Genomic DNA, 23,897 nt, shown 5'->3' with positions numbered 1-23,897 from the left:
ATCCCATTCTTTTGTCGTCAATATAGGCTCAGTTATTGGTGTTTTAGCTGAGCCTGCATTTAACGGTATTACTCTTTAATTTTAGCCAGCCCCTTATCGACCAGCCCCCTAATTTGTTCTTCGTCATAACCGATGTTTTTCAAAATGGCAGAAGTATCCATGCCGTGAGATGGCATTCCACGCCATATTTTTCCTGGGTTATTTTTAAATTTCGGCATGACGTTTGGCCCTTTGCAGGTTTCGCCATTCATGGTTTGCCATTGGGTGATAGATTCACGAGCCACATATTGCGGATTATCTTCAAGCTCAGGAATTGTCAGTACTTTAGCGCTAGCAATATTGAGCTCTGAAAGGCGTTTTAAAACATCAGTAATAGGTTTTTTAGCCAACCATTCATCTAATTTATCTTCAAATAATTGACCATGAGGGCAATTAATACGATGAATAAGTTGAGTACCTTCAGGCACTTCTGGTGTACCAAGAAGATGAGCAAGTCCGATATCTTGGAAGATTTCTTTAATTTGTGTGATACCGACAACTTCCATCACGATAAAACCATCTTGGCAACGATATAAGCCACAACCTGCGTAATAAGGATCTTTCCCTTTGGTCATACGAGGACAAATTTCACCACCATTAAAATAGTCCATCATGAAGTATTGCCCCATACGCAGCATCACTTCATACATTGCAATATCTATGCTTTCCCCTTTACCTGTTTGCTGTACTTTATACAGTGCAGCAAGCGCCGAAGTGGTTGCTGTCATACCTGAGAAATAGTCAGCGGTATAAGGGAATGCGGGCATGGGCTGATCTTTATCACCGTTTTGAATCAAATAGCCACTAAATGCCTGTGCGATAGTGTTATAAGCCGGTAAATTGGTATATTGCGGATCACCATATTGACCAAAACCAGATAAATGCGCGATAACCAATTGAGGATTATGTTCCCACAGCACTTCATCAGTAATACCGCGGCGCGCAAAAGCTGGGCCTTTACTGGCTTCAATAAAGATATCGGTTGTTTCCATTAATTTAAGAAATGCATCACGCCCTTCATCTTTAAAAATATTGAGAGAAAGGGCATGAAGATTACGGCGCGAAAGCTGAGGATAATGAGGTTGAACACGAATAGTGTCAGCCCATGCCACGTTTTCAATCCAAATAACTTCTGCACCCCATTCTGCAAACATTTGTCCTGCAAATGGTCCCGCAATTTCAATTCCTGAAAACACAACACGTACCCCGGAAAGCGGGCCGAATTGTGGCATTGGTAAGTGTTCTGTCATAGCGTCACCTCGTAAGTGGTCTGAGTGAACACACTCTCATTTAATGATGAGAGTGTGTTTCGTGATTAATTAGCGGTACTGTTTAAGTACTGAACGTCCTAATGTCAGGATCTGCATTTCATCAGAACCACCAGATACGCGGTCAACACGCAAATCACGCCAGAAGCGAGAAATACGATGTTCACCCGCAATACCTACACCACCTAATACTTGCATTGCACTATCAACCACTTCAAAAGCTGCGTTAGCACAGAAATATTTACACATCGCGGCATCACCAGAGGTAATTAAGCCGTTGTCACTTTTCCATGCAGTTTCATATAACATGTTGCGCATTGAATTGAGTTTGATCGCCATATGGGCAAATTTTTCTTGAATTAATTGAAAACGACCAATTGCTTCACCAAATTGCACTCGTTGGTTGGCATAACGAGCTGCATCTTCAAAAGCACACATTGCTGTGCCGTAGTTAGTTAACGCCACAAGGAAACGTTCGTGATCAAACTCTTCTTTTACGCGGTTAAAGCCATTGCCTTCACGACCGAACATGTCTTTTTCTTCAAGTTCCACGTTATCGAATGTGATTTCGCAACAGCTATCCATACGTAAACCCAGTTTTTCTAATTTATTTACTTTGATACCTGGCTTGCTCATATCCACAAACCACTCTGTGAAAATAGGTTTATCAGGAGATGCGGCATCGCGGCTCATTACCACCACATAAGGGGTATAAGCACTACTGGTGATAAAGCATTTGCTACCATTGAGGTAAACTTTGCCATCTTTGCGGGTATAAGTGGTTTGTAAGCTACCTACGTCAGAGCCAGCACCTGGTTCTGTGATTGCCGAATTCCACATCTGTTTACCTGTACCACGAAAAGCCATAATTTTGTCGATTTGCTCTTGTGTTCCTTCACGCAATACGGTGTTAAATCCACCCGGTAATTGATAAAGCACATAAGTTGGTGCACCTAAACGGCCTAATTCCATCCAAATTGCGGCAACAGTCACAAAGCCCGCATTTAATCCGCCGTGCTCTTCAGGAATAAGCAGGTTGTCGATTTCCATATCGGCTAATGCTTTGACAAAACGCTCTGGGTATTTACTTTCGCGATCACATTGTGCGAAATAGGCTTCCCAATTCTCACTTGCCATTAGTTCACGGATACCGTCTACAAACAGTTCCTGCTCATCATTTAATCTAAAATCCATGTTAATAACCTCTTAATGTGTCTTGCTTATAGGGGATCAGTCTTTCCAATGCACTTTGGCGTCTTTAATAAAGGACAAGGTGACCATGATATTGACGAAAAATAGTGGACATCCTCCGGCGATAATGGCGGTTTGAATCGGTTTTAAACCACCAAGCGCTAATAGAATGATGCCGATAACACCGACTAGCACAGACCAGCCGATACGCACTAATAAAGGTGGCTCATCACCTTCTTTCATTGAGCGACAAGTGGACATTGCCAGTGTGTAAGAACAGGCGTTAATTAAGGTGACAGTGGCAATAAAACAGAGGATAAAGAAACCCCACATTGTCGCTGTGCTCAACGGTAATGCCGCCCATGTTTCGATAATGGCGCGAGGTACACCGTATTGTTCAATCAGTTGTGGAATGTTGAGAATGTTTTGGTCAATCAGTTGTAAGGTGTTACCACCAAGGATTGTCCAAATTAACCAAGTTCCAGCGGTTAAACCTGACACCATTCCTAAGCAGAGTTCACGAACAGTACGGCCTTTAGAGATACGCGCTAAGAAGATACTCATTTGGATGGCGTAAATAACCCACCATGCCCAATAGAAAACAGTCCAACCTTGAGGGAATCCACCTTTACCGATGGGATCTGTATAGAACAGCATACGAGGCATATACATCATTAACGTACCGACAGAATCGGTAAAGTAGTTAACAATGAAGCTTGCACCACCCACGATAAATACCCAACCCAACATTAAAAAGCTAAGGTAAGTACGAATATCACTGGCGATCTTCACCCCTTTTTGTAATCCAAAAGCGACGCAAATAGCATTAAGCAGGATCCAACAAGAGATAATAATGGCATCTAATAGCAGTGTATGAGGAATACCAAATAAATACTGAATACATTCAGTTACTAATGGTGTTGCTAATCCAAGGCTGGTTCCCATTGCGAGGATTAATGCCACAAGATAAAAGTTATCGATAATAGTACCAACAATACCATTAACGTGTTTTTCACCAATTAGCGGCGTTAAGGTACTACTAGGTCGAATAACTTCCATTTTGCGAACAAAGAAGAAGTAAGCGAAAGCGACAGATAAAAAGCTATAAGTTGCCCAAGGTAATGGCCCCCAGTGGAACAAGCTATAAGCTAGGCCAATTTCTTTTGCTTGTGTAGAGTAAGCTTCCATACCAAAAGGTGGGCTTGAAATGTAGTAGTATATTTCAATTGAACCCCAAAAAAGGACGGCGGCAGAAGTACAAGAAGCAAACATCATAAAGATCCAGCCTGCTGTACTAAACTCTGGTTTGTCTTCACCAAGACGTTTGTTCGCGTAGCGACCAAACACTAACCAGAACCAACCTCCGAACATGATGACCATATACCATTCAAAGGCCCAACCCCAGACATTGGTAACATAGCTGAAAACGGCATTAATCACTTCATTTGAAGCATCAAGATCACGTACCGTTAACCAACATAAAATACCAACAATGATTAATGGCGGAAAAAAAACCTTCGGTTCTATTCCAGCCTTTTTATTATCTTTGCTCATAGGTAAATTTTCCAAATGTATTTAGCGCAGAAGTTAAGTGTTGTTAATTCCTAATATCTAATAAAGCAGTTTTGTTTATTAATAAATATTTCGTCTATTCGAAAAACATCATAATAGAAAATTAAAGTGATTAGCTAATTCTTAAATCAATTAATGATGAGGAATAATGGATATTATAAGAAATCTATTCTGTTATTCACTTCACACTATTCTTTTTGTCGATTTTATGTTACGTTTTATAACGTTTTATTTTCATTGTAACTTGTTGTAAATGCTTTAAAAAACATCTTATGTAATAGGCTTGTTATATAACGACTTTCAATATTGTTGATCTCGGTGGCAATATTGAATGCTAAATAGCTTTATGCTTATTAGGTTCAATATTGTTGATCAAGGTAACAATATTGAACGTTAATTCATTTAATTAACTTTAATTTCAATATTGGTGATGGAGTTGGAAATATTAAGGCTAACTCCATTCTTTATTTAATAATGTTCAATATTGGTGACCTAGGTTTAATTTTTTAATCTCTTAATTGTGTTAATTCTATATTACATTGCCAGAGTAAATGACATTATTTATTAATTTCAGGAGATGTAATGAAGATTATTACATGTTACAAGAGTGTCCCCGATGAGCAGGATATTACAGTAAATAGCGCAGATGGTTCATTGGATTTTTCTCGTGCTAACACCAAAATTAGCCAATATGATTTAAATGCCATTGAAGCGGCGAATCAGCTTAAATCTCAACTTGATGGTATTCAAATCACTGCATTAAGCGTGGGAGGTAAAGCATTAACGAATGCTAAAGGGCGTAAAGATGTGCTCTCTCGTGGCGCTGATGATTTAGTGGTGGTGGTGGATGATCAATTTGAAGCCTCTCTTCCTTATCAAACAGCGATTGCATTAGCCGCTGCTGCTAAAAAAGTAGGCTATGACCTGATCCTTTGTGGTGACGGTTCTGCGGATATTAGTTCACAACAAGTGAGTTTGCTGGTGGGTGAACTGCTAAATATCCCTGCAATTAATGGTATTAACAAAATTGTTTCTCTTTCTAATGATTCCATTACCGTTGAGCGTGAGTTGGAAAATGAAATTGAAACATTAACGCTGCCTCTCCCTGCGGTTATTGCCGTTTCTACTGATATTAACTCTCCTCAAATCCCGTCCATGAAAGCTATTTTGGGTGCGGCGAAAAAACCCGTTCAGCAATGGAGTGTTGCCGATCTTGGTTTAGACAGCATTACACCTCGCTCAGAGCAAACAGTGGCGGCACCAAAACAAAAAGTCCGTCAGCGCATCATTATTGAAGGTGATGGCGACGATCAGATTGCTGAGTTGGCAGAACATTTACGAAAAATTCTTAAGTAATAGGGGGAGTTATGAGCCAGTTTTCAACTATTTGGGTATTTAGTGATGCACTTTCCCGTTTACCAGAATTAATGGGGGGCGCTTGTTCATTAGGTCAATCAATCAATGTATTTACGCTTAATGATGAACAAAGCGTTGCTGCTTTTAAATTAGGGGCAAAACAGGTTTTCCAACTCGAAGGCAAACCAGAAAACGGCATTATCGAAGATTATGCACAAAGTATGGTTGAAACCATCAAACAAAACGGTGATGCAGGTTTAGTGCTACTGCCTAATACACGTCGCGGAAAATTAGTCGCCGCACGTTTAGGTCATCGTTTAGAGGCGGTTGTGTCTAACGACGCACAATCTTTAAATGCAGATGGAGATGCATTAGTAACAAAACACATGGTTTATGGCGGTTTAGCCTTTGGTGATGAAACCCTGAAAACGCCTTATTGTGTTATCACCGCTAGTGTGGGTGCTTTTGAACCCGCTCAAGAGAATGCTTCAGCAACAGGTACTGCACAAGCGGTGGCATGGATTGCACCTGCTCAAACTATTGTGCGCGATAGCGTTCAACCAAGAGAAATTAACGCTGTTGATTTAGATAAAGCGCGTTTTGTTGTCAGTGTTGGGCGTGGTATTGGCAGCCAAGAGAATATCGCTGTTGCAGAAGAATTAGCAAAAGTCATTGGTGCTGAAATTGCTTGTTCTCGTCCTGTGGCTGAAAACGAGAAATGGATGGCGCACGAGCGCTATGTTGGGATCTCTAATCTAATGCTTAAACCTGAGCTTTATTTGGCAGCGGGTATTTCGGGTCAAATTCAGCACATGGTGGGGGCTAATGGTGCACAAACTATTGTTGCTATCAATAAAGATAAAAACGCACCCATCTTCCAATTTGCAGATTACGGCATTGTTGGAGATTTAATGAAAATCTTACCTGCGTTAACTCGCCAATTATCAAACTGACTTATTGGGCAGAGGAGATAACTTCTCTGCCATTTATCGCAAGTTCTGGAGATGTTATGTCCGATTCCGAAGATATTTTCGATGCCATTATTGTTGGCGCAGGATTAGCGGGTTCTGTGGCGGCTCTTGTTTTAGCAAGAGAAGGCGCACAGGTATTGCTAATAGAAAGAGGTAACTATGCTGGCGGGAAAAATGTAACGGGTGGTCGTATGTATGCACATACCCTAGAACGCATCATTCCCGGGTTTGCTCAACAAGCGCCTGTAGAACGTGTTATCACGCATGAAAAACTTTCTTTTATGACTGAAAGCGGTGCAATGACTATCGACTACCAAAATGGAGAAGAATTAAACCCTAAAACGGTTTCTTGGTCTGTGCTACGAGGTGAATTTGACCAATGGTTAATGGAGCAAGCTGAGAATGCAGGTGCACAGTGTATTACTGGGATCCGTGTCGATAAACTCGTAGAGCGTGATGGCAAAATTGTTGGTGTTGAAGCCGATGGTGATGTGTTAGAGGCCAAAGCGGTAATTTTAGCTGACGGTGTTAATTCGATACTTGCAGAGCAGTTAGGAATGACCAAACGTGTTGCGGCTGAAAACGTCGCTGTGGGCGTTAAAGAGATTATCGAATTGCCAGAAAGTGTGATTAAAGATCGCTTTAATCTTAAAGATAACGAAGGTACTGCGTGGCTATTTGCTGGTTCTCCTACTGATGGATTAATGGGTGGTGGTTTTCTTTACACCAACAAATCTTCGCTGTCTTTGGGGTTAGTTTGTGGCTTACATCATCTAAAAGATGCAAAAAAATCAGTACCACAAATGTTAGAAGACTTTAAGCATCACCCTGTCGTGGCACCGCTTATTGAAGGCGGAAAAATGGTGGAGTATGCCGCGCATGTTGTGCCTGAAGCAGGTCTGCGTATGCAAACAGAGTTAGTGCGTGACGGTGTCTTAATCGCGGGTGATGCTGCGGGCATGTGTATGAATTTAGGCTTTACTATTCGCGGTATGGATTTAGCTATTGCTTCTGGTGAAGCAGCAGCAAAAACCGTACTGAGCGCAATGGCAAAAAATGATTTTAGTAAATCAACGCTTAATGACTATCTCAACTATTTAGAAGATGGTCCGTTGCGTGATATGAAAGCGTATCAGCGTATGCCTGATTTACTTGATAACCCTCGTATGTTCACCGCTTATCCAGAAATGGTGGTTGGTATATCGAAAGATCTCTTTACTGTCACTGGGGACGCACCAGTACCGATGCGCAAGACCCTAATGCGTCATACCAAAAAAGTAGGATGGATGAACCTAATTAAAGACGGGATCAAAGGAGTAAAAGCAATATGAGTTCTCCAGTGAATGTCGATGTCAAATTGGGCATCAATAAATTTAATGTCGATGAAGAAAATCCACATATTGTCGTCAAAGAACAACCTGATATGCAAGTATTAGAAACCTTAGTTAAAGCATGTCCTGCTGGACTTTATAAAAAACAAGAAGATGGCACCATCAGCTTTGATTATGCTGGTTGTTTAGAATGTGGAACTTGTCGAATTCTCGGTTTAGATAGTGCGCTTGAAAAATGGGAATACCCACGTGGTACATTTGGCGTGGAATATCGTTACGGATGACGGCTCGCTACTTTTCTCCCAGTGTTGTCTCCGACCTGGGAGCTTTTCTTTTTACTTTTTAAAAAATAGACCAGGATGCAGTCATGCAACCCAGAAACTTTGATGATATTCGTTTTTCCTCAGTGCATCGTCGAGTGATGTTATGGGGAAGTGGCGGGCCTTTTCTTGATGGTTATGTGTTGGTGATTATTGGTGTTGCACTAGAGCAACTCACACCGATATTACAGCTTGATGCTCAATGGATAGGCTTATTAGGCGCTGCGACATTAGCCGGACTTTTTATTGGCACATCATTATTCGGTTATATTTGTGACAAAGTAGGCCGTCGTAAGATGTTCCTTGTGGATATTGTTGCTATTGGTTTAATTTCTATTGCGACGATGTTTGTTTCTACGCCGGTTGGCCTTTTAGTGATGCGGGTATTAATCGGGATTGTTATTGGTGCAGATTATCCTATTGCTACCTCAATGATCACCGAGTTTTCTAATAAAAAGCAACGCGCCTTTGCTGTCGGTTTTATTGCTGCAATGTGGTATATCGGAGCGACTTGCGCCAATTTAGTGGGCTATCTTTTATATGATGTTGAAGATGGCTGGCGTTGGATGCTAGGCAGTGCATTTATTCCTTGTGTCATTATTTTAATTGGTCGCTTTGATTTGCCGGAATCTCCACTATGGTTAATACGCCAAGGGCGAATTAAAGAATGCAATGAAATGATGATTAAACTCTTTGGTGAGCCAGTTGTTTTTGACGCTGAAGAAGAAAAAACTACGCGATTTATTGAGTTATTTAATAAACGTCATTTCTCTTTTGTTCTATTTGTTGCGGTTATTTGGACTTGCCAAGTGATACCAATGTTCGCTATTTATACTTTTGGTCCGCAAATAGTGGGATTATTAGGCTGGGATGCAGGAAGAAGTGCAGCATTAGGAAATGTTTTAATTAGTTTATTCTTTATGCTTGGCTGTGTACCGGCGATGTTTTGGCTTAACAGCACGGGACGACGACCGTTGCTAATTGGTAGTTTTGCCATGATGACATTGGCACTCTTCGTTTTAGGTATTTTCCCTAGTTTAAATATTATCTTTGTGATACTAGCTTTTGCGACTTATGCATTCTTTTCTGGTGGGCCTGGTATATTACAATGGCTTTATCCTAATGAACTCTTTCCTACTGATATTCGAGCCTCTGCGGTAGGTGTGATAATGTCTATTAGCCGAATAGGAACCGTGGTTTCAACCTGCGCACTACCTGCATTTATCGCTAATTATGGTATTAACACCACCATGCTAGTGGGGGCTGCGATTTCTTTATTTGGAATGATTGTTTCAGTATTATTTGCGCCAGAAACTAAAGGACTGACGTTAAATCAAACCTCAACAATGCCAATGCGTCGGGGTAAGAAATAATTTAACTCTATGATGCTGAATTATCTAATATGTCTATTATATAAATATTCTTTTTAGTTGTTATTTTTCTGTGAGTTATTTAAAACAGAATATTACAACAAATAATAATTAATTATTTAAATGTAACGTATTAATAAAAAAGAAATTAATTTATTATTATTTAACTTAAAGAAAATAAAAACAAAATTAAATAGAGTGAGTTATTACATATTTTATAAGGTCTTTGTAAATATGTTACTTAGTTTAATCGTAAGTGTTTTTATTTTCTTTTCTTTTATCTTATTGATGTTACTTTTTAATTTTAATTGATAAGTGTTTTTTATGTTTAAAAGAAATTAACATTGGGAAATAATTCATTAGTAAATGAGTTATCATTTTTATTATTTATTTTATCTCCTTTTATTTATTATTATAAATAACACATTTATAACGCATCAGTTTCAAATCTATTTCATTCCAATTAATTAATCTTTAATTAGTAAATATATTTAACCCGCCAAATCTAGACACCAATCACAAATCTCTCTCAGACTATTCAAATGACGAAAAACAGTTCGTTATTTACCAAGAATGAATAATTTCTCCTACCCAGAATAAGGCCATTACAGAGGCAAACACCATAAAAACAGCGGTTGAGTAGGTATTTATGACCTTATTAAAGATGACAGTTGAAGAATGTCTAAACAATGCAGCAATACGATATTCTTCGCAAACAGCACTGATTGAAAACCAAAGTAAAAGAGCCTTAACTTGGCAAGAATTGCAAGTTGAAGTTAATCGCGTTGCTCGTGGATTCTTAGCAATTGGTTTAAAAAAAGGTGACCGTTTAGGTATATGGTCTGCCAATAGTGCTGAGTGGATTATCTGTTTTCTTGCTGCGGCTCAAATTGGTGTTGCGGTTGTTTGTATTAACTTTCATTTTAAGAAAAGAGAGTTATTTGATTTATGTCGATTAACCGGAATTAAAGCGCTCTGTTTCTCTGATGGTTTTAAAGACAATAACTTTATTGATGTGATTAATTGTCTTTCTAATAAGTCAGACAAGAATAAAGAAGTATTACCAAGCCTATTTATTAGCATGGAAAATAAAAGTGCTGAGAAAAGTATATCTTTGTCGCAATTAAAACTGGCTGCTGAGAGTATATCCGATGTTATTTATCAAAATGCAATTAAACAAGTTAGCGTAAACGATTTACTGACTATTCAAATGACTTCTGGCAGTACCGCAATGCCTAAAGGCGTTATGTTAAGCCAATATAATGTCATTAATAATGCCATGCTGTCAGCACAGCGCTTAGGTGTTATGCATGACGATGTGATTTGTCTTGCGGTTCCGCTATTTCACTGCTTTGGGCTCTCTTCATGTCTATTTTTTGCCTTAACAACAGGCTGCAAGCTGGTTTTATTAGATAACTATTGCGCAGAAGATGTATTAAAAGCCGTACAAAACTATCGTTGTACTGTTATGCATGGCGTTCCTACTATTTTCAGACGCTTAATGCATCATGAGCAGTTCTCTCAATACGATTTATCAAGCTTAAACAAGGGCATTGTCGCGGGTGCGAGTTTTCCACCTGCATTAATTGACGACATTGAAAATATTCTCGGCATGAAGGGCATTAGTGTCTCTTATGGCCAAACAGAAGCCTCTCCTTGTTGTACACAAACATTACTTAACGATCCTTTAGCGATAAAACGCGGCTCGATAGGACAGCCGTTGCCTTTTGTCGAAATGAAAATTATCAATCCTAAAAATGGTGAACTTTGCCCGGTTGGCACATTAGGTGAAATTTGCACTCGTGGTTTTCACGTCATGATGGGATATGACAATGCACCTGAAAAAACCAAAGAAGCTTTAGATGACGCAGGTTGGTTACACACCGGCGATATCGGTTATGTCGATGCTGAAGGTTATTACCATTACGCCTATCGAATGAAAGAGATTGTGGTGCGTGGTGGGGAAAATATTAGTTTGTGTGAAGTCGAAGAAGCTATTGCGGAATATCCTGGCGTTGAAGCAACAAAAGCATTTGGTATTCCTTCGGTTGATTTAGGTGAAGAGGTTTTAGCGGCAATCTGTATCCATCACAGTAATACCGTGTCGGAAACTGAATTACGCGCATTTCTACAAGAACGATTAGCTCGTTACAAAATTCCCAAAGAACTCCATTTCTTTACGCAATTTCCTCACACCCCTTGCGGAAAAATTGATGTGCAAGCACTAAAGCAGCAATTGGGTTATGGCTCACCCACCAAGGGTCAGCAAGCAAAAATTGCGAGTTAAATGATAAATGTTTTTTCAATATTTCGACAACAGCAGTACGAAGTCTAAAAAATTAGGAGAAAAAATGACAAGTCATAAAGCACTGGAAGGTGTCACTGTAGTTGAACTGGCGACCTTTATTGCAGTTCCAGCAGCAGGGCGTATTTTGGCTGATATGGGTGCAAATGTAATTAAAATTGAATCGCCAAGTGGTGATAATCTGCGCTATACCGCACCAACTGAAGGCCGTCCATTAGATCAGCATGAAAACACCAGTTTTGATTTAGAAAATGCGAACAAACGCGGCATTGTATTAAATACAAAAACTGAAGCAGGAAAGAAAATCCTATTTGAATTATTAGAAAAAGCAGACATTTTCTTAACTAACTGGCGTCCCGGCGCAAGAGAGCGTGCGGGTTTAGATTATGAAACGTTAAAACAACGCTTTCCAAAATTAGTTTATGCCAGTGTGACCGGCTATGGCGATGAAGGGCCAGATAAAGATTTACCCGGTTTTGACTACACCGCTTTCTTTGCGCGTGGTGGTATTTTAGGTTCGCTGTATCAAAAAGGCACTGTGCCAATGAACGTGATCCCCGGCCTTGGTGATCACCAATGTGCACTAGGCTTAGTTTCTGGTGTATTAGCCGCTTATATTCGCGCTAAAAATATCGGAAAAGGTGAGTATGTTTCAACTAACTTGCTGCACACCTCTATTTATACTCAAGCGATTATGATCCAAGCTGCACAATATCCTGATTATGGACAGGCTTATCCGATAGATCGCCGCACTACCACCAGCCCATTTATTCTTGCTTATAAAACAAAAGACGACCGCTTTATTCAAGTCTGTATGCCAGTTTATGACGCTTATTACGCCACCTTTATTTCTTGTATTGGTCGCGCAGATCTTGCTGAAGACGCGCGTTATACCCGCTTACAAGAAGTGGCGAAAAATAATCGTTCACCGGAGTTATATGACCTGATTTGGCAACAAATTGAGCAAAAAACAGCGCCAGAGTGGGCTGATATTTTCACTAAGAATGATATCCCATTCAGTATTGCTCAAACTTGGGAAGAAGTGTTGGAGGATAAACAAGCCTGGGCTATCAACACCTTCTACAACATGAAATATAAAAATGGCAGTGAAAAAGCGTTAGTTCGCCCACCAATTGATTTCTTAGAAAGTGGATTACCTGAATACCGCCGTGGACCTCTATTAGGGGAAGATACACCTTCTGTTCTTGCTGAATTGGGTTATAGCGCGGAAGAAATTGCACGCCTTGAAGCAAGTAAAGACGTTGTAACGTGGAAAGAGTAAGCCGTTTATTTTTCTAACTTTCAGGAGAGCAAGGGCATGCAACAGGACATCTTCACAATGGGCGTTGATATCGGATCATCGGCGTCAAAATGCATCATCATGCGAAATGGCAATACGATAGTTGCCAAATCATTGGCGTCAGTAGGGGCTGGAACTTCGGGGCCTGAAAAAGCGATCAATGAGGTATTAGCCCAGTTTGGTGGCGATCTCAGTCAGATCAACTGGATCTGTGCAACAGGCTATGGCCGAAACTCCCTTAAACAAGCCAACAAAGAGGTGAGTGAATTAAGTTGCCACGCTAAAGGTGCGCACTTCCTGTTTCCCGGTGTAAAGACGGTGATTGATATCGGCGGCCAAGATGTGAAGGCGCTGCATATGGATGGTGCTGGTCGTTTATTAAATTTTGTTATGAATGATAAATGTGCAGCAGGAACAGGGCGTTTTTTAGATGTGATGTCGCGTGTATTAGAAACACGTATTTCAGATCTAGCACAAGAAGGGGCGAAATCCACCAAAAAAGTGACAATTAGCTCGACCTGTACTGTGTTCTCCGAATCCGAAGTTATTTCTCACCTCGCTAATAACGAAACAATACCCGACGTTATTAATGGTATTCACCGCTCTGTTGCCAGCCGAATTGCAGGACTTGCAAAACGTGTTGGCGTTGAGGCACCAGTGGTTATGACCGGCGGTGTTGCCAGTAATTTTGAAGTTGTTCGTTATGTTAGTGAAGAACTAAATGCCGCTATCGCGACCTCGCCATTATCACAATATAACGGCGCGATAGGTGCTGCCATTTATGCCTTTGAAGCGTATAGCCAGCAAATTGAAGATGGCTCGCTAACAATAGGAATATCACAATGAGCAATGTAGATATGAATTCGCCGGATTATATTCCAGCGAAAAAACGCCTCCAAAAAATAGCCGCTGATGCTTATCAACGTGCTTGGGATGCTAAAAACAGCGGTGAAAAAATTGGGTGGTGTGCTTCTAACTTCCCTCAAGAAATTGCTGAAACACTGGGTTTATGTGTTGTTTATCCTGAAAACCAAGCCGCCGCCATTGCTGCAAAAGGTGCAGGTTTAAGAATGTGTGAACACGCAGAAAGTATGGGTTATTCCAACGATATTTGTGCTTATGCGCGCATTAGTCTCTCTTACATGGATATCAAACAGTGCGAAGAGATGGACATGCCACAGCCTGATTTCTTGCTGTGTTGTAACAACATCTGTAACTGCATGATCAAATGGTATGAAAACATCGCTTATGAGCTGAATATCCCGATGATCCTTATCGATATTCCTTATAAAAATGACTATGACACCGACGATGTAACGGTAAATTATGTTCAAGCACAGTTTAACGATGCGATTAAACAACTTGAAAAAGTGACAGGTAAAGTGTTCTCAGAGGAGAAATTCAAGGAAGTCTGTGAAATTTCTCAACGTACAGGACGTGCATGGTTAAAAGCGGCGGAATATTGCCAATATGAACCCTCGCCAATGAACGGTTTTGATCTCTTTAATCACATGGCTGTAGCTGTTTGTGCTCGCGGAAAACTCGAAGCAGCACTGGCTTTTGAGCAACTGTGTGAAGAGATGGAACAAAATATCAAAGAGAAAAAATCGACTTATCGTGGCGAAGAGAAATATCGCGTACTGTTTGAAGGCATTGCTTGCTGGCCTTACTTACGCGCCACTTCAACCCCACTGAAAGAGCAGGGCATTAATGTGACTGCAACGGTATACGCCACTGCATTTGGTGTGATTTACCAAAACAGTGAAGAGATGATGCGTGCTTATTCTTATGTGCCTAACTGTGTCTCAGTTGAACGTGCTGCTGATATGCGTATTGATGTCAGCCGTCAAAATAAAGTGGATGGTGCCATTATTCACGTTAACCGCAGTTGCAAGCTCTGGAGTGGCATTATGCCCGAAATTGAGCGACGCATTCGCCATGAATTAAAAATCCCAACTGTTACCTTTGATGGTGACCAAGCTGATCCACGTGTTTTTTCTGAAGCACAGTATGTGACTCGAGTTGAAGCGCTGACTGAAATTATGGCAGCCAACAAAGCAGCAATGAAAAAGGAGAACATCTAATGAACGCATTAACTGAGATGTTTGAAAAATTGCAAGTGGTTGTGGATAACCCTGTTGCTCAACTCGATGGTTTTATTCGTAGTGGTAAAAAAGTTATCGGTTGTTTTCCTGAATATACACCAAATGAGATTGTCTATGCCGCAGGCATGGTGCCTTTTGGTATTTGGGGCGCTGAAGGTCGGGAAATTTCAGAAGCAAAAAAATATTTTCCACCATTTTATTGTGCACTAGCACTTTCTTCTCTGGAAATGGGATTAGATGGCGCACTGAATAAGTTATCAGCGGCATTAATTCCATCACTTTGCGATACCTTAAAATGCTTAGGACAAAATTGGAAAGCAGGTGTACCACAAGTGCCATTTATTCAATTGGTACATCCTCAAAATCGCAATACCCCTGCGGGCGTTATTTTTTTAACGGAGCAGTATAAAAAAATTGCTGCACAACTTGGGGAAATTTCAGGACAGCCAGTAACAGAAGAAACACTAAAAAATGCGATTCATCTATTTAATCAACGTCGTGCGGCATTGCGTGAGTTTTGTGAAATTGCCGCGCAACATCCACATGTTGTGACACCACAACGGCGTAATACCGTGATTAAAAGCGGTTATTTTATGGATGTGGTTGAGCATACCAACGCGGTTAAAGCCATTACAGCACAGTGCAAAGCTTTATCGCCACAGGTATGGAAAGGGCACAAAGTTGTTGTAACCGGCATCATTGCAGATAGCCCTTCTATTTTACAAATTCTTGCTGATAACAACATGGCAGTAGTGGCTGACGAAGTTGCGCATGAATCACGCCAATTTCGCCAAGATATCCCAGAAAGCGGCTCTCCTTATGAAGCGATGGCACAACAAATCGCCAAGTTAGAAGGGTGCTCTTTATTATATGACCCCGAGAAAAAACGCGGCCGTTTAATTGCCGATATGGTGAAAAACACAGGCGCTGATGGCGTGGTCTATTTACTGACTAAATTTTGTGATCCTGAAGAATTTGATGCCCCTATCGTGAAGAAGCTTCTTGATAGAGAAGGCATTCCTTCCATCATCATTGAAATTGATCAGCAAACTAAGACTTACGAACAGGCAAGAACAGCACTGCAAACTTTTGCTGATGTGCTGTCGGCTTAACGATATTAATCAATATTAACAAAAGGCCTGTCGCTATTGCTCAGGCCAATTGAACCCTAACACATATAAGTGGGGCAATTATGGGTATTCTTTGTTTAGTCATTGGGCTAGCGATATTGATGATTATGTGTATGAAAGGTATACACATCTTTATTTCTGTTTTTACCACCAGCCTTTTTCTTGCGGTGACAGCATGGCTGGTATCTCCGAATATGCTTAATCCCGTAGATGCAATTTTACAAGTGTATACCGGTGGATTAGGTGGCTATTTTGGTAGTTTCTTCTTCATCTTCGTATTGGGTGCTATTTTCGGTAAGTTAACCGCAATTAGTGGCGCCGCCGACAGTGTAGCCTCTTTTATCATTGGTAAATTTGGTGAAAGAGCGGTTATTCCATCATTAGTCGCAGCTTGTGCCATTTTAGCGTATGGCGGTGTTTCTGTTTTCGTTGCACTGTTTACTGTCTATTCAATGATGGTCAGTCTATTTCGTAAAGCAAATCTTCCTCGCCGCTTGATCCCTGCGGTGTATTTTGCTGGTGCTGGTACATTTGTGATGATAATGCCAGGATCACCTCAGATCCAAAATCTTATCCCAATGAAATTCTTAGGAACATCAGCAACCGCAGGCTTAGTGCCAGGAATGTTAACTGCGCTATTCCAAATCACTTTAGTGATTATTTACCTCACTTGGTTATTTAAACGCGTAAAAGCAAAAGGTGAAGGCTGGGTTGAAGACGAAAAAACCGCCAAAGCTGATGAAGGCAATAAAAATCGTAAATTACCTAACGTGCTTGTTGCTTTGTTACCGATGCTTATCTTGTTAGTTGTATTGAATATTCTGAAATGGGATCCGGCTATTGCGCTGTTCTGCGCCATTATTGCCGCCTTAGTTGTTTACTTACGTTATCTCGATTGGAAAAAACTCGTTCCAAATTTAGCCGCCGGCACCATGGAAGGGGTGACATCTCTTTTTAATACCGCTGTGATTGTTGGGTTTGGTGCGTTAGTTATGACCTTACCTGCATTTAAAGAGTCTTTCCAAGCTATCGCCCAATCTGGCTTAAATCCGCTGGTGGTGACCGCAATTTCAGTCGGTGCGCTGGTGTTTATTAGTGGTTCTGGTTCTGGAGCGCTAAGTATCGCGATGCCAATGATAGCCACTATGTTCCCAGCCACTGTTGTCGACCAAGGTTCATTACACCGTGTTGCCACTATGGCATCTATGAGTACCACACCACCATTTAACGGCCTGATTATTACGGTCTTTAGCGTTTGTGGTGTCAGCCATAAAGAAGGCTATGGCCCTGTGGGGACATTAACACTCGCTATCCCACTGTTAGCCATGATGTTTATGTTGCTGCTGTACACCTTTTTACCCGCATCTATAGCGACGATGTAAGAACGTTAACCCATTAATGCGTGCGATAAGACGACAAACGCGAAATCGCACGCCATAGAGATAACCATAAATATTCTCAGAGGAAATAAACATGGATTTTCAGCTAACCGAAGAACAAGTTCTGATCCGCGATATGGTCAGAGAGTTCGTTGAAAACGATATCAAACCTATTGCAGGTGAAATTGATAAAGAACACCGTTTTCCTAGTGAAAGTGTTGCGCCAATGGCTGAATTGGGGCTTTTTGGTTTCAATATTGATGAAGCTTACGGCGGTACAGAAGCCGATGCGCTGAGCTATGTGTTAGCGACAGAAGAGATGGCTAAAGTCAGTGCATCTCACGCCATGATTATGGGCTCACAATGTTCATTAACAGGGCCTGTTATTCAAAAATACGCAGATGAAGAAACTAAAGCTCGCATTCTACCGGGGGTGGTTTCAGGTGAAAAACTGGGTTGTTTCTGTTTATCAGAACCAAGCGCAGGCTGTGATGCGGCAGCGCAACAAACAGTTGCAGTACGTCAAGGCGATAACTATGTGATTAACGGCTCTAAATTGTGGATCACAGCCGCACCTCAAGGTGCTTTCTTTATTGTTTTTGCAATGACAGATAAAAGCAAAGGCGTAAAAGGTATCACTGCATTTTTAGTAGAGCGTGATAACCCAGGTATGAGCATTGGTTTACCAGAAGACAAAATGGGCATGAATGGTTCTGAGACATGCTCTGTTAGCTTTAGTGATTGTGTGGTCTCAGCAAGTGCGATGTTAGGTGAAGAAGGTAAAGGTTTTAATATCGCAATGGAAACCTTAGACGGTGGACGCTTGAGTTGTTCAGCGCTTGCATTAGGTATCGCACAAAGCGCATTAGATGCCACTATTACTTACACCAAAGAACGTATTCAATTTGGTAAACCTATCGCTGCTAATCAAGGTATTCAATGGGTATTAGTGGATATGGCAACGCGCGTTGATTGCGCGCGTATGCTGGTTTATCGCGCCGCCGCCGCAAAAATGGCTGGTCTTCCTTACACTCGTGAATCTGCTCAAGCCAAACTTTATGCAGCAGAAGCTGCCACTTATGTGACTCAAAAAGCGGTGCAATTACATGGCGGTATGGGTTACACCAAATCTTATCCAGTTGAACGCCTGATGCGAGAAGCCAAATTGACCGAAATTTTTGAAGGCACCAGTGAGGTGCAACGCATGGTCATCGCAAAACATATTTTGGCTTAATTACATACAAATCTATTAACCCGTTTCATTCATCTGAATGGAGAATTTGAATTATGAAACTTATTGCCTGCTGTAAGGTTGTTCATGACGAACAAGACATCACAACACGGCCTGATCATACACTCGCAACTGATAATGCGGGTTTGAAAATTAGTTTATATGACTTAAACGCGATAGAAACTGCGGTTGAAATTGCAACTGCACAAGGCGATAGCAGTGTTGTTGCATTGAGTGTTGGACCAACAACGATGGTCGAAAACGCGAAAATCAAAAAAGATATTTTATCTCGAGGCCCTGACTCATTAGCGGTTGTTTCTGATGATGCATGTAACGCACTCTATTCAACGGATACCGCTAAAATTATCGCAGAAGCCGCAAAAAAAGTGGGCTTTGATTTATTAGTTTTCGGTGAAGGTTCTGGCGATTTATATGCTCAACAAACAGGTTTAGCGGTTGGTGAGTTTTTAGGTTTACCTTGCGTTAATGCGGTCAGCAAAGTGACCGTTGCAGGCGACAAAATCATTGTTGAGCGCGATTTAGAAAATATCACTGAAGAAGTTGAACTGACCTTACCTGCTGTTATTTCTGTGACATCCAGTATTAACACACCAAAATTACCCTCAATGAAAGCGATTTTAGCGGCAAATAAAAAACCGGTAGAAAAATGGGGACTCGCTGATCTAGGTGTTGATATTTCTGTGCCAACTGTTGTGCAAACAGCGATTTGTGCACCAGAGCAGACAGATCGTCTCGGTATTATTTTAGACGGTGATTCTGACGAGAATATCGCTGCTTTTGCTGAACATTTACGCCAAGCGCTTAATCAATAAGGAGATCCTAAAATGGCTAGTTTACTACCAACTACTTTTGTTTATGCCGAAAAAGCAGATGATTTAGCAAAATTGATTGCGTTTGCTCGTGGATTTGGTGAAAAGGTTAATGTTTTATTTATTGGTAATGATGAAAACACGCGTGAATGTGTGAGTTTAGGTGCTGATTGCGTTTATTGTTTTGCACCACAAGACAATGTGGCTGCTGAAGATTATGCCGCTTCTTTTGCTCAAATTATTCAAGAATCAGGGGCTAATTCATTGGTGTTATTGTCAGCATCAAAACGCGCTAAAGCAATTGCGGCGCGTCTTGGTGTTGCACTGAAGGCGGGTATTGTAAGTGATGCATTAAGTTTACGTGTTGAAAACAATACTGTACTGGCAACACATCAGGTTTACGGTGGTTTAGCGCATGCAACGGCTGAAATTCGTTCTTCTTATGCTGTAGTGACTGTTGGGAGTGCATTGGATGTTGAAGCAATAACTGGCGCACCCAATGCACAAATTGTGCAAAGTACCTTTGTTGCACCAGCCCATGCATTAAAAGTATTAGCACGTAAACCAAAACAAGGTAGTAGTGTTGACTTAGGTAAATCGCATTGTGTTATTGGTGTGGGGCGTGGTTTTGCTAAGGCTGATGATATCGCCTTAGCAACGGCTTTAGCAAAAGCATTACAAGGTGAAGTTGGTTGTTCGCGTCCTATTGCTGAAGGCGAAGGTTGGATGGAACATGATCGTTACATTGGTGTATCGGGTGTGACATTAGGGGCTGATGTTTATATTGCTGTCGGTATTTCAGGGCAAATCCAGCATATGGTGGGTGTTGATCGTACAAAGACCATTATTGCGATCAACAAAGATAAAAATGCACCAATTTTTAATGTCGTAGACTACGGTATTGTTGGCGATCTCTACAAAGTATTACCTGCATTAACCGCGAAGCTTGGTGGTTAATTGCCATCGGTCACTTGGTATTTTGTTGCCAAGTGACCAAACATTATAAAAGGATATAAAAGTATGTCAGACGATATTTTTGACGCCATTATTGTGGGTGGTGGCCTTGCAGGTGGTACGGCGGCTTATGTACTGGCGCAAGCTGGGTGTGATGTTTTAGTCGTAGAACGTGGTAATTTTGCTGGCAGCAAAAATATGACAGGTGGACGATTATATGCACATAGCTTAGAAAAAATTATCCCCGATTTTGCAAAAGAAGCCCCAGTAGAGCGCGTGGTTACTCGCGAAAAAATTTCTATGTTAACGCCAACAGATGGTGTGACACTCGATTATCAACATACTCAAGAAGAAGAGGCTTCTGCACGCTCTTACACGGTATTACGCTCTTCATTTGACCAATGGTTAATGGAAAAGGCTGAAGATGCTGGCGCTCAGGTGATAACCGGGGTTCGTGTTGATGAAGTTTTAGTAAAAGAGGGAAAAGTCTGTGGTGTTAAAGCCGGTGATGATGAGATTGAAGCCAATGTGGTTATTTTGGCTGATGGCGTGAACTCATTATTGGCAAAACAGCTAGGTATGACACAAAAAGTTAATCCTCACACCGTAGCTGTTGGTGTAAAAGAATTATTAGAATTCACTCCACAACAAATGGAAGACCGATTTGGTTGTACTAATGATGATGGTTTAGCATGGCTCTTTGCGGGTGCTCCATCAGGTGGATATTTAGGTGGTGGTTTTTTATATACCAATAAAAATACGGTTTCATTAGGACTGGTTTTGGGGCTACATAATGTCGATAAATTCGAAAAAACAGTACCTCAAATGTTGGAAGATTTTAAACAACACCCCATTGTTGCGCCATTAATTAAAGATGGAAAACTATTAGAATATTCAGCACATATGGTGCCAGAAGGCGGCATGAATATGGTTTCTGAATTAGTCAAAGATGGTGTGTTAGTTGCGGGTGATGCCGCTGGATTTTGTCTGAATGTTGGCTATACCGTAAGAGGAATGGATTTAGCGATAGCATCGGGAGAAGCAGCAGCAAAAGCGGTATTACTGGCGAAAGAGCAAAATAGCTATAGCCAAAAAGAGCTAAGTTGTTATCAATCTTTATTAAATGACAGCTTTGTGATGAAAGATATGAAGCTGTATAAAGACTTACCTTCTTTCTTGGATAATACAAGATTCTTTACTGATTACCCACAAATGGCTGCGAATATCATGCATGACTTATTTGTGATTAATGGGCCTGAAAAACCTGTTCGTAAGAAAATACTGTCTCAAGTTAAAAAAGTCGGAGTAATGAATTTAATTAAAGACGGATTTAAGGGAGTACGATCTTTATGAGTAAGGTAAACGTAGATGTTAAATTAGGGGTTAATAAATTTAATGTAGATGAAGAAAACCCACATATTGTCTTAAAAGATGATATCGAACCGGCACAATTTGAAATACTAATGAAGGCATGCCCCGCTGGATTATATAAACGAGATGAAAAAGGGCAGTATCTTTTTGATTATGCTGGCTGTTTAGAATGCGGCACTTGCCGAGTGTTATGTGGGGATACTGTATTAGCTAAATGGGAATATCCTTGCGGTACATTAGGTATTGAATTTCGTTACGGCTAATAATGACATAATATTGCACCCTTTAATATAACCTCACAGAAATAATATAAAGGGTGCGATAAAATAAGAGTAAAGAACAAATAATATAATTCGTTATCTTAAAGAATGTATTTTACGATATTCCGATGGTGTCATGAAAAACTCAGATTTAAATTTACGACTTAAATTTGAAATATCACTAAATCCACATTCATAAGCAAGTTGGGTAATATTTTTTTCTGCTAATAATGGATTAACTAATGCGGCTTTATAATTATCAAGACGTTTTTGGTGTATCCAACGATGAACAGAAGTATTTTGTTCTTTAAAGAGCATTTGCAAATAGCGCACAGAGATCCCACATGCATTAGCACATTCATTGACACTTAATTCAGGATCAGAAAGCCGCTGCTCAAGGTAATGCTGAGCAAAATAAAATAAGGTAGAGCGCCCAAGGCTTTGGGGTGGTGTTGCGATACTGTATTCACTAAATGCCGAGGTAATTAAATTCAGCAAAATATCAGCAAGTTGTTGTGCATGCTGTGGCGGCATTGAATCTAAAAAAGGGATATAGCGCATAACAAAGCTATATACTAAAGAGCCGGTAATGCTGTTGCCTCGGATAGCTCTCGCGGTTAGGTTTTGTGTATTTCCTAAGCGTGAAGCCAGTTTTTCTCTTGGGATCAGAATTTTAAATAGCGAATAATCGTTATCAAAAGCCCAAGAAACCGGTCTTGCCATATCAAAAATACAAAAATCACCTTGGCGTAAAAATGCAGTTCTACCATCTTGAGTAAGATGGCTAGTGCCTGAACGCTGTAGCTCTATTTGGAAATGTTCTTCAAGGCTGAGTTTATGAGATAAAGGACGGCTACTCGCCCAGTGCCCGTTGGATTCTAGCTGAATAAAACGAATATTTGTCACCTGTTGCTCGACGATATTGGCATAGAATCGAGAGTTAGGCGGTAATTCGACCTCATTGCATTCATAAGAAGATAAAAAGCGGTCTTTTATAGTATCCCTGAATACGGAAAACCGATCTACGTCAGGGACTTCCCTAGTCGTAAACATGCTTTTCATAGTACGCCCACTTTTATTGAAAGTATTTTTGTTGTGTTGCTACTTATCTGGCATAAAACCTGGATTAATCCAGATAAAAATAGAATAATTTTTCATAATAATCTTATTTTAAATGATACGTTGATATTAGTATTAATGTTTATTTATATTGTCTGGATTGTTAATAAATTGAAGCTAATATATTTTCTTAAACTTCAATTATTAAAATAAAATTATTATAAATTATAAAGTTAGTTTATAGCACTTTTGATGCTATCATTTCTATGATGATTAATCCTAAGTTAATTTCTTATCTTTAGAGAGAGATCTCATAAAACTATTTATATTTATTCTTATTAAAAATTCTTTTATTTTATTCTTTTCATTGAATGATTAAATATATAAATTATGTAATTAAGATTGTGGTTTGTTAAATAAATGGTTTTTTATCGTTAATGCAGTGGATGTGTTTTTTATTTTATTATATAACTAATATGCTTTAAAATAATAATAGGATGATTATTAAATAGTTAATTCATTATTAAAATAATGATTCTTAATAGGGTAAATAAA

General features: G+C 40.2%; 20 protein-coding genes. 16 read left to right on the top strand and 4 right to left on the bottom strand.

The features are described 5' to 3' along the window. Positions 1-68 precede the first annotated feature (68 nt). The 3 genes from caiB to caiT form a co-directional block, all read right to left on the bottom strand. Positions 69-1,289, bottom strand: coding sequence for an L-carnitine CoA-transferase (gene caiB, locus PH4a_RS04730; protein ID WP_129038133.1), 1,221 nt, complete (start codon positions 1,287-1,289; stop codon positions 69-71). A gap of 69 nt (positions 1,290-1,358) precedes the next feature. Next, on the bottom strand, positions 1,359-2,501 hold the full coding sequence (caiA, locus tag PH4a_RS04725) for a crotonobetainyl-CoA dehydrogenase (RefSeq protein WP_064721183.1): 1,143 nt from the start codon (positions 2,499-2,501) through the stop codon (positions 1,359-1,361). A 36-nt stretch (positions 2,502-2,537) separates the two neighbouring features. After that, positions 2,538-4,052: an L-carnitine/gamma-butyrobetaine antiporter gene (gene caiT, locus PH4a_RS04720; protein WP_129038131.1), complete on the bottom strand. Its 1,515-nt coding sequence runs from the start codon at positions 4,050-4,052 to the stop codon at positions 2,538-2,540. Positions 4,053-4,652: 600 nt separating this feature from the next. Here caiT and fixA (PH4a_RS04715) point away from each other — a divergent pair. The 16 genes from fixA (PH4a_RS04715) (at position 4,653) to PH4a_RS04640 (ending at position 22,286) form a co-directional block, all read left to right on the top strand. Next, positions 4,653-5,426 carry a putative electron transfer flavoprotein FixA gene (fixA, locus tag PH4a_RS04715; protein WP_129038129.1) on the top strand — a complete coding sequence of 258 codons (774 nt, stop codon included), beginning with the start codon at positions 4,653-4,655 and terminating at the stop codon, positions 5,424-5,426. 11 nt (positions 5,427-5,437) lie between these two features. After that, a complete protein-coding gene (locus tag PH4a_RS04710) occupies positions 5,438-6,379 on the top strand; it encodes an FAD-binding protein (protein ID WP_129038127.1) in 942 nt (313 codons plus the stop codon). Between the two features lie 56 nt (positions 6,380-6,435). Beyond that, positions 6,436-7,728 (top strand): FAD-dependent oxidoreductase FixC, encoded by a 1,293-nt coding sequence (gene fixC, locus PH4a_RS04705; RefSeq protein ID WP_064721179.1) that lies wholly within the window; start codon positions 6,436-6,438, stop codon positions 7,726-7,728. Continuing rightward, a complete protein-coding gene (gene fixX / locus PH4a_RS04700; protein ID WP_023582978.1) occupies positions 7,725-8,012 on the top strand; it encodes a ferredoxin-like protein FixX in 288 nt (95 codons plus the stop codon). Before fixC ends, fixX begins: the two co-directional genes overlap by 4 nt. Before the next feature lie 83 nt (positions 8,013-8,095). Continuing rightward, complete coding sequence (locus PH4a_RS04695; RefSeq protein ID WP_129038125.1) at positions 8,096-9,421, top strand: MFS transporter; 1,326 nt, start codon at positions 8,096-8,098, stop codon at positions 9,419-9,421. A gap of 646 nt (positions 9,422-10,067) precedes the next feature. Then, positions 10,068-11,705, top strand: coding sequence for an AMP-binding protein (locus PH4a_RS04690; protein WP_129038123.1), 1,638 nt, complete (start codon positions 10,068-10,070; stop codon positions 11,703-11,705). A gap of 64 nt (positions 11,706-11,769) precedes the next feature. Continuing rightward, positions 11,770-13,005 carry a CaiB/BaiF CoA transferase family protein gene (locus PH4a_RS04685; protein WP_129038121.1) on the top strand — a complete coding sequence of 412 codons (1,236 nt, stop codon included), beginning with the start codon at positions 11,770-11,772 and terminating at the stop codon, positions 13,003-13,005. 36 nt (positions 13,006-13,041) lie between these two features. Next, positions 13,042-13,869: an acyl-CoA dehydratase activase gene (locus tag PH4a_RS04680; RefSeq protein WP_129038119.1), complete on the top strand. Its 828-nt coding sequence runs from the start codon at positions 13,042-13,044 to the stop codon at positions 13,867-13,869. After that, entirely contained in the window at positions 13,866-15,107 is a 1,242-nt protein-coding gene (locus tag PH4a_RS04675) for a 2-hydroxyacyl-CoA dehydratase subunit D (protein ID WP_129038117.1), read from the top strand. Before PH4a_RS04680 ends, PH4a_RS04675 begins: the two co-directional genes overlap by 4 nt. Beyond that, a complete protein-coding gene (locus PH4a_RS04670) occupies positions 15,107-16,240 on the top strand; it encodes a 2-hydroxyacyl-CoA dehydratase subunit D (protein WP_129038115.1) in 1,134 nt (377 codons plus the stop codon). Before PH4a_RS04675 ends, PH4a_RS04670 begins: the two co-directional genes overlap by 1 nt. Before the next feature lie 80 nt (positions 16,241-16,320). Continuing rightward, on the top strand, positions 16,321-17,640 hold the full coding sequence (locus tag PH4a_RS04665; RefSeq protein ID WP_064721172.1) for a GntP family permease: 1,320 nt from the start codon (positions 16,321-16,323) through the stop codon (positions 17,638-17,640). Between the two features lie 91 nt (positions 17,641-17,731). Beyond that, complete coding sequence (locus PH4a_RS04660) at positions 17,732-18,871, top strand: acyl-CoA dehydrogenase family protein (RefSeq protein WP_129038113.1); 1,140 nt, start codon at positions 17,732-17,734, stop codon at positions 18,869-18,871. Between the two features lie 53 nt (positions 18,872-18,924). Beyond that, a complete protein-coding gene (gene fixA, locus PH4a_RS04655) occupies positions 18,925-19,701 on the top strand; it encodes a putative electron transfer flavoprotein FixA (protein ID WP_129038110.1) in 777 nt (258 codons plus the stop codon). A gap of 12 nt (positions 19,702-19,713) precedes the next feature. Then, complete coding sequence (locus tag PH4a_RS04650) at positions 19,714-20,655, top strand: FAD-binding protein (RefSeq protein ID WP_129038108.1); 942 nt, start codon at positions 19,714-19,716, stop codon at positions 20,653-20,655. 63 nt (positions 20,656-20,718) lie between these two features. Beyond that, the gene (locus PH4a_RS04645) at positions 20,719-22,005 is read left to right on the top strand and encodes an FAD-dependent oxidoreductase (protein ID WP_129038106.1); all 1,287 of its coding nucleotides are present in this window, start codon (positions 20,719-20,721) and stop codon (positions 22,003-22,005) included. Next, the gene (locus tag PH4a_RS04640; RefSeq protein ID WP_129038104.1) at positions 22,002-22,286 is read left to right on the top strand and encodes a ferredoxin family protein; all 285 of its coding nucleotides are present in this window, start codon (positions 22,002-22,004) and stop codon (positions 22,284-22,286) included. Before PH4a_RS04645 ends, PH4a_RS04640 begins: the two co-directional genes overlap by 4 nt. 93 nt (positions 22,287-22,379) lie before the next feature. Here the strand turns inward: PH4a_RS04640 and PH4a_RS04635 are convergent, their stop codons facing one another. Further along, positions 22,380-23,345 (bottom strand): helix-turn-helix domain-containing protein, encoded by a 966-nt coding sequence (locus PH4a_RS04635; RefSeq protein WP_129038101.1) that lies wholly within the window; start codon positions 23,343-23,345, stop codon positions 22,380-22,382. Positions 23,346-23,897: the final 552 nt, after the last annotated feature.

Origin of the sequence: Proteus hauseri, from assembly GCF_004116975.1 — a bacterium.
Classification (GTDB): domain Bacteria; phylum Pseudomonadota; class Gammaproteobacteria; order Enterobacterales; family Enterobacteriaceae; genus Proteus; species Proteus hauseri.
This window is presented reverse-complemented; position numbering and strand designations above follow the sequence as displayed.

What these genes read in the sequence shown, in the direction of transcription:
- caiB (WP_129038133.1), bottom strand. Translation starts at nt 1,289, where the DNA reads ATGACAGAACACTTACCAATGCCACAATTCGGCCCGCTTTCCGGGGTA.
- fixC (WP_064721179.1), top strand. Translation starts at nt 6,436, where the DNA reads ATGTCCGATTCCGAAGATATTTTCGATGCCATTATTGTTGGCGCAGGA.
- PH4a_RS04645 (WP_129038106.1), top strand. Translation starts at nt 20,719, where the DNA reads ATGTCAGACGATATTTTTGACGCCATTATTGTGGGTGGTGGCCTTGCA.
- fixA (WP_129038110.1), top strand. Translation starts at nt 18,925, where the DNA reads ATGAAACTTATTGCCTGCTGTAAGGTTGTTCATGACGAACAAGACATC.
- PH4a_RS04695 (WP_129038125.1), top strand. Translation starts at nt 8,096, where the DNA reads ATGCAACCCAGAAACTTTGATGATATTCGTTTTTCCTCAGTGCATCGT.
- PH4a_RS04680 (WP_129038119.1), top strand. Translation starts at nt 13,042, where the DNA reads ATGCAACAGGACATCTTCACAATGGGCGTTGATATCGGATCATCGGCG.
- PH4a_RS04665 (WP_064721172.1), top strand. Translation starts at nt 16,321, where the DNA reads ATGGGTATTCTTTGTTTAGTCATTGGGCTAGCGATATTGATGATTATG.
- PH4a_RS04640 (WP_129038104.1), top strand. Translation starts at nt 22,002, where the DNA reads ATGAGTAAGGTAAACGTAGATGTTAAATTAGGGGTTAATAAATTTAAT.
- PH4a_RS04675 (WP_129038117.1), top strand. Translation starts at nt 13,866, where the DNA reads ATGAGCAATGTAGATATGAATTCGCCGGATTATATTCCAGCGAAAAAA.
- fixX (WP_023582978.1), top strand. Translation starts at nt 7,725, where the DNA reads ATGAGTTCTCCAGTGAATGTCGATGTCAAATTGGGCATCAATAAATTT.
- PH4a_RS04660 (WP_129038113.1), top strand. Translation starts at nt 17,732, where the DNA reads ATGGATTTTCAGCTAACCGAAGAACAAGTTCTGATCCGCGATATGGTC.
- caiT (WP_129038131.1), bottom strand. Translation starts at nt 4,052, where the DNA reads ATGAGCAAAGATAATAAAAAGGCTGGAATAGAACCGAAGGTTTTTTTT.
- PH4a_RS04685 (WP_129038121.1), top strand. Translation starts at nt 11,770, where the DNA reads ATGACAAGTCATAAAGCACTGGAAGGTGTCACTGTAGTTGAACTGGCG.
- PH4a_RS04690 (WP_129038123.1), top strand. Translation starts at nt 10,068, where the DNA reads ATGACCTTATTAAAGATGACAGTTGAAGAATGTCTAAACAATGCAGCA.
- caiA (WP_064721183.1), bottom strand. Translation starts at nt 2,501, where the DNA reads ATGGATTTTAGATTAAATGATGAGCAGGAACTGTTTGTAGACGGTATC.
- PH4a_RS04635 (WP_129038101.1), bottom strand. Translation starts at nt 23,345, where the DNA reads ATGAAAAGCATGTTTACGACTAGGGAAGTCCCTGACGTAGATCGGTTT.
- PH4a_RS04710 (WP_129038127.1), top strand. Translation starts at nt 5,438, where the DNA reads ATGAGCCAGTTTTCAACTATTTGGGTATTTAGTGATGCACTTTCCCGT.
- PH4a_RS04650 (WP_129038108.1), top strand. Translation starts at nt 19,714, where the DNA reads ATGGCTAGTTTACTACCAACTACTTTTGTTTATGCCGAAAAAGCAGAT.
- PH4a_RS04670 (WP_129038115.1), top strand. Translation starts at nt 15,107, where the DNA reads ATGAACGCATTAACTGAGATGTTTGAAAAATTGCAAGTGGTTGTGGAT.
- fixA (WP_129038129.1), top strand. Translation starts at nt 4,653, where the DNA reads ATGAAGATTATTACATGTTACAAGAGTGTCCCCGATGAGCAGGATATT.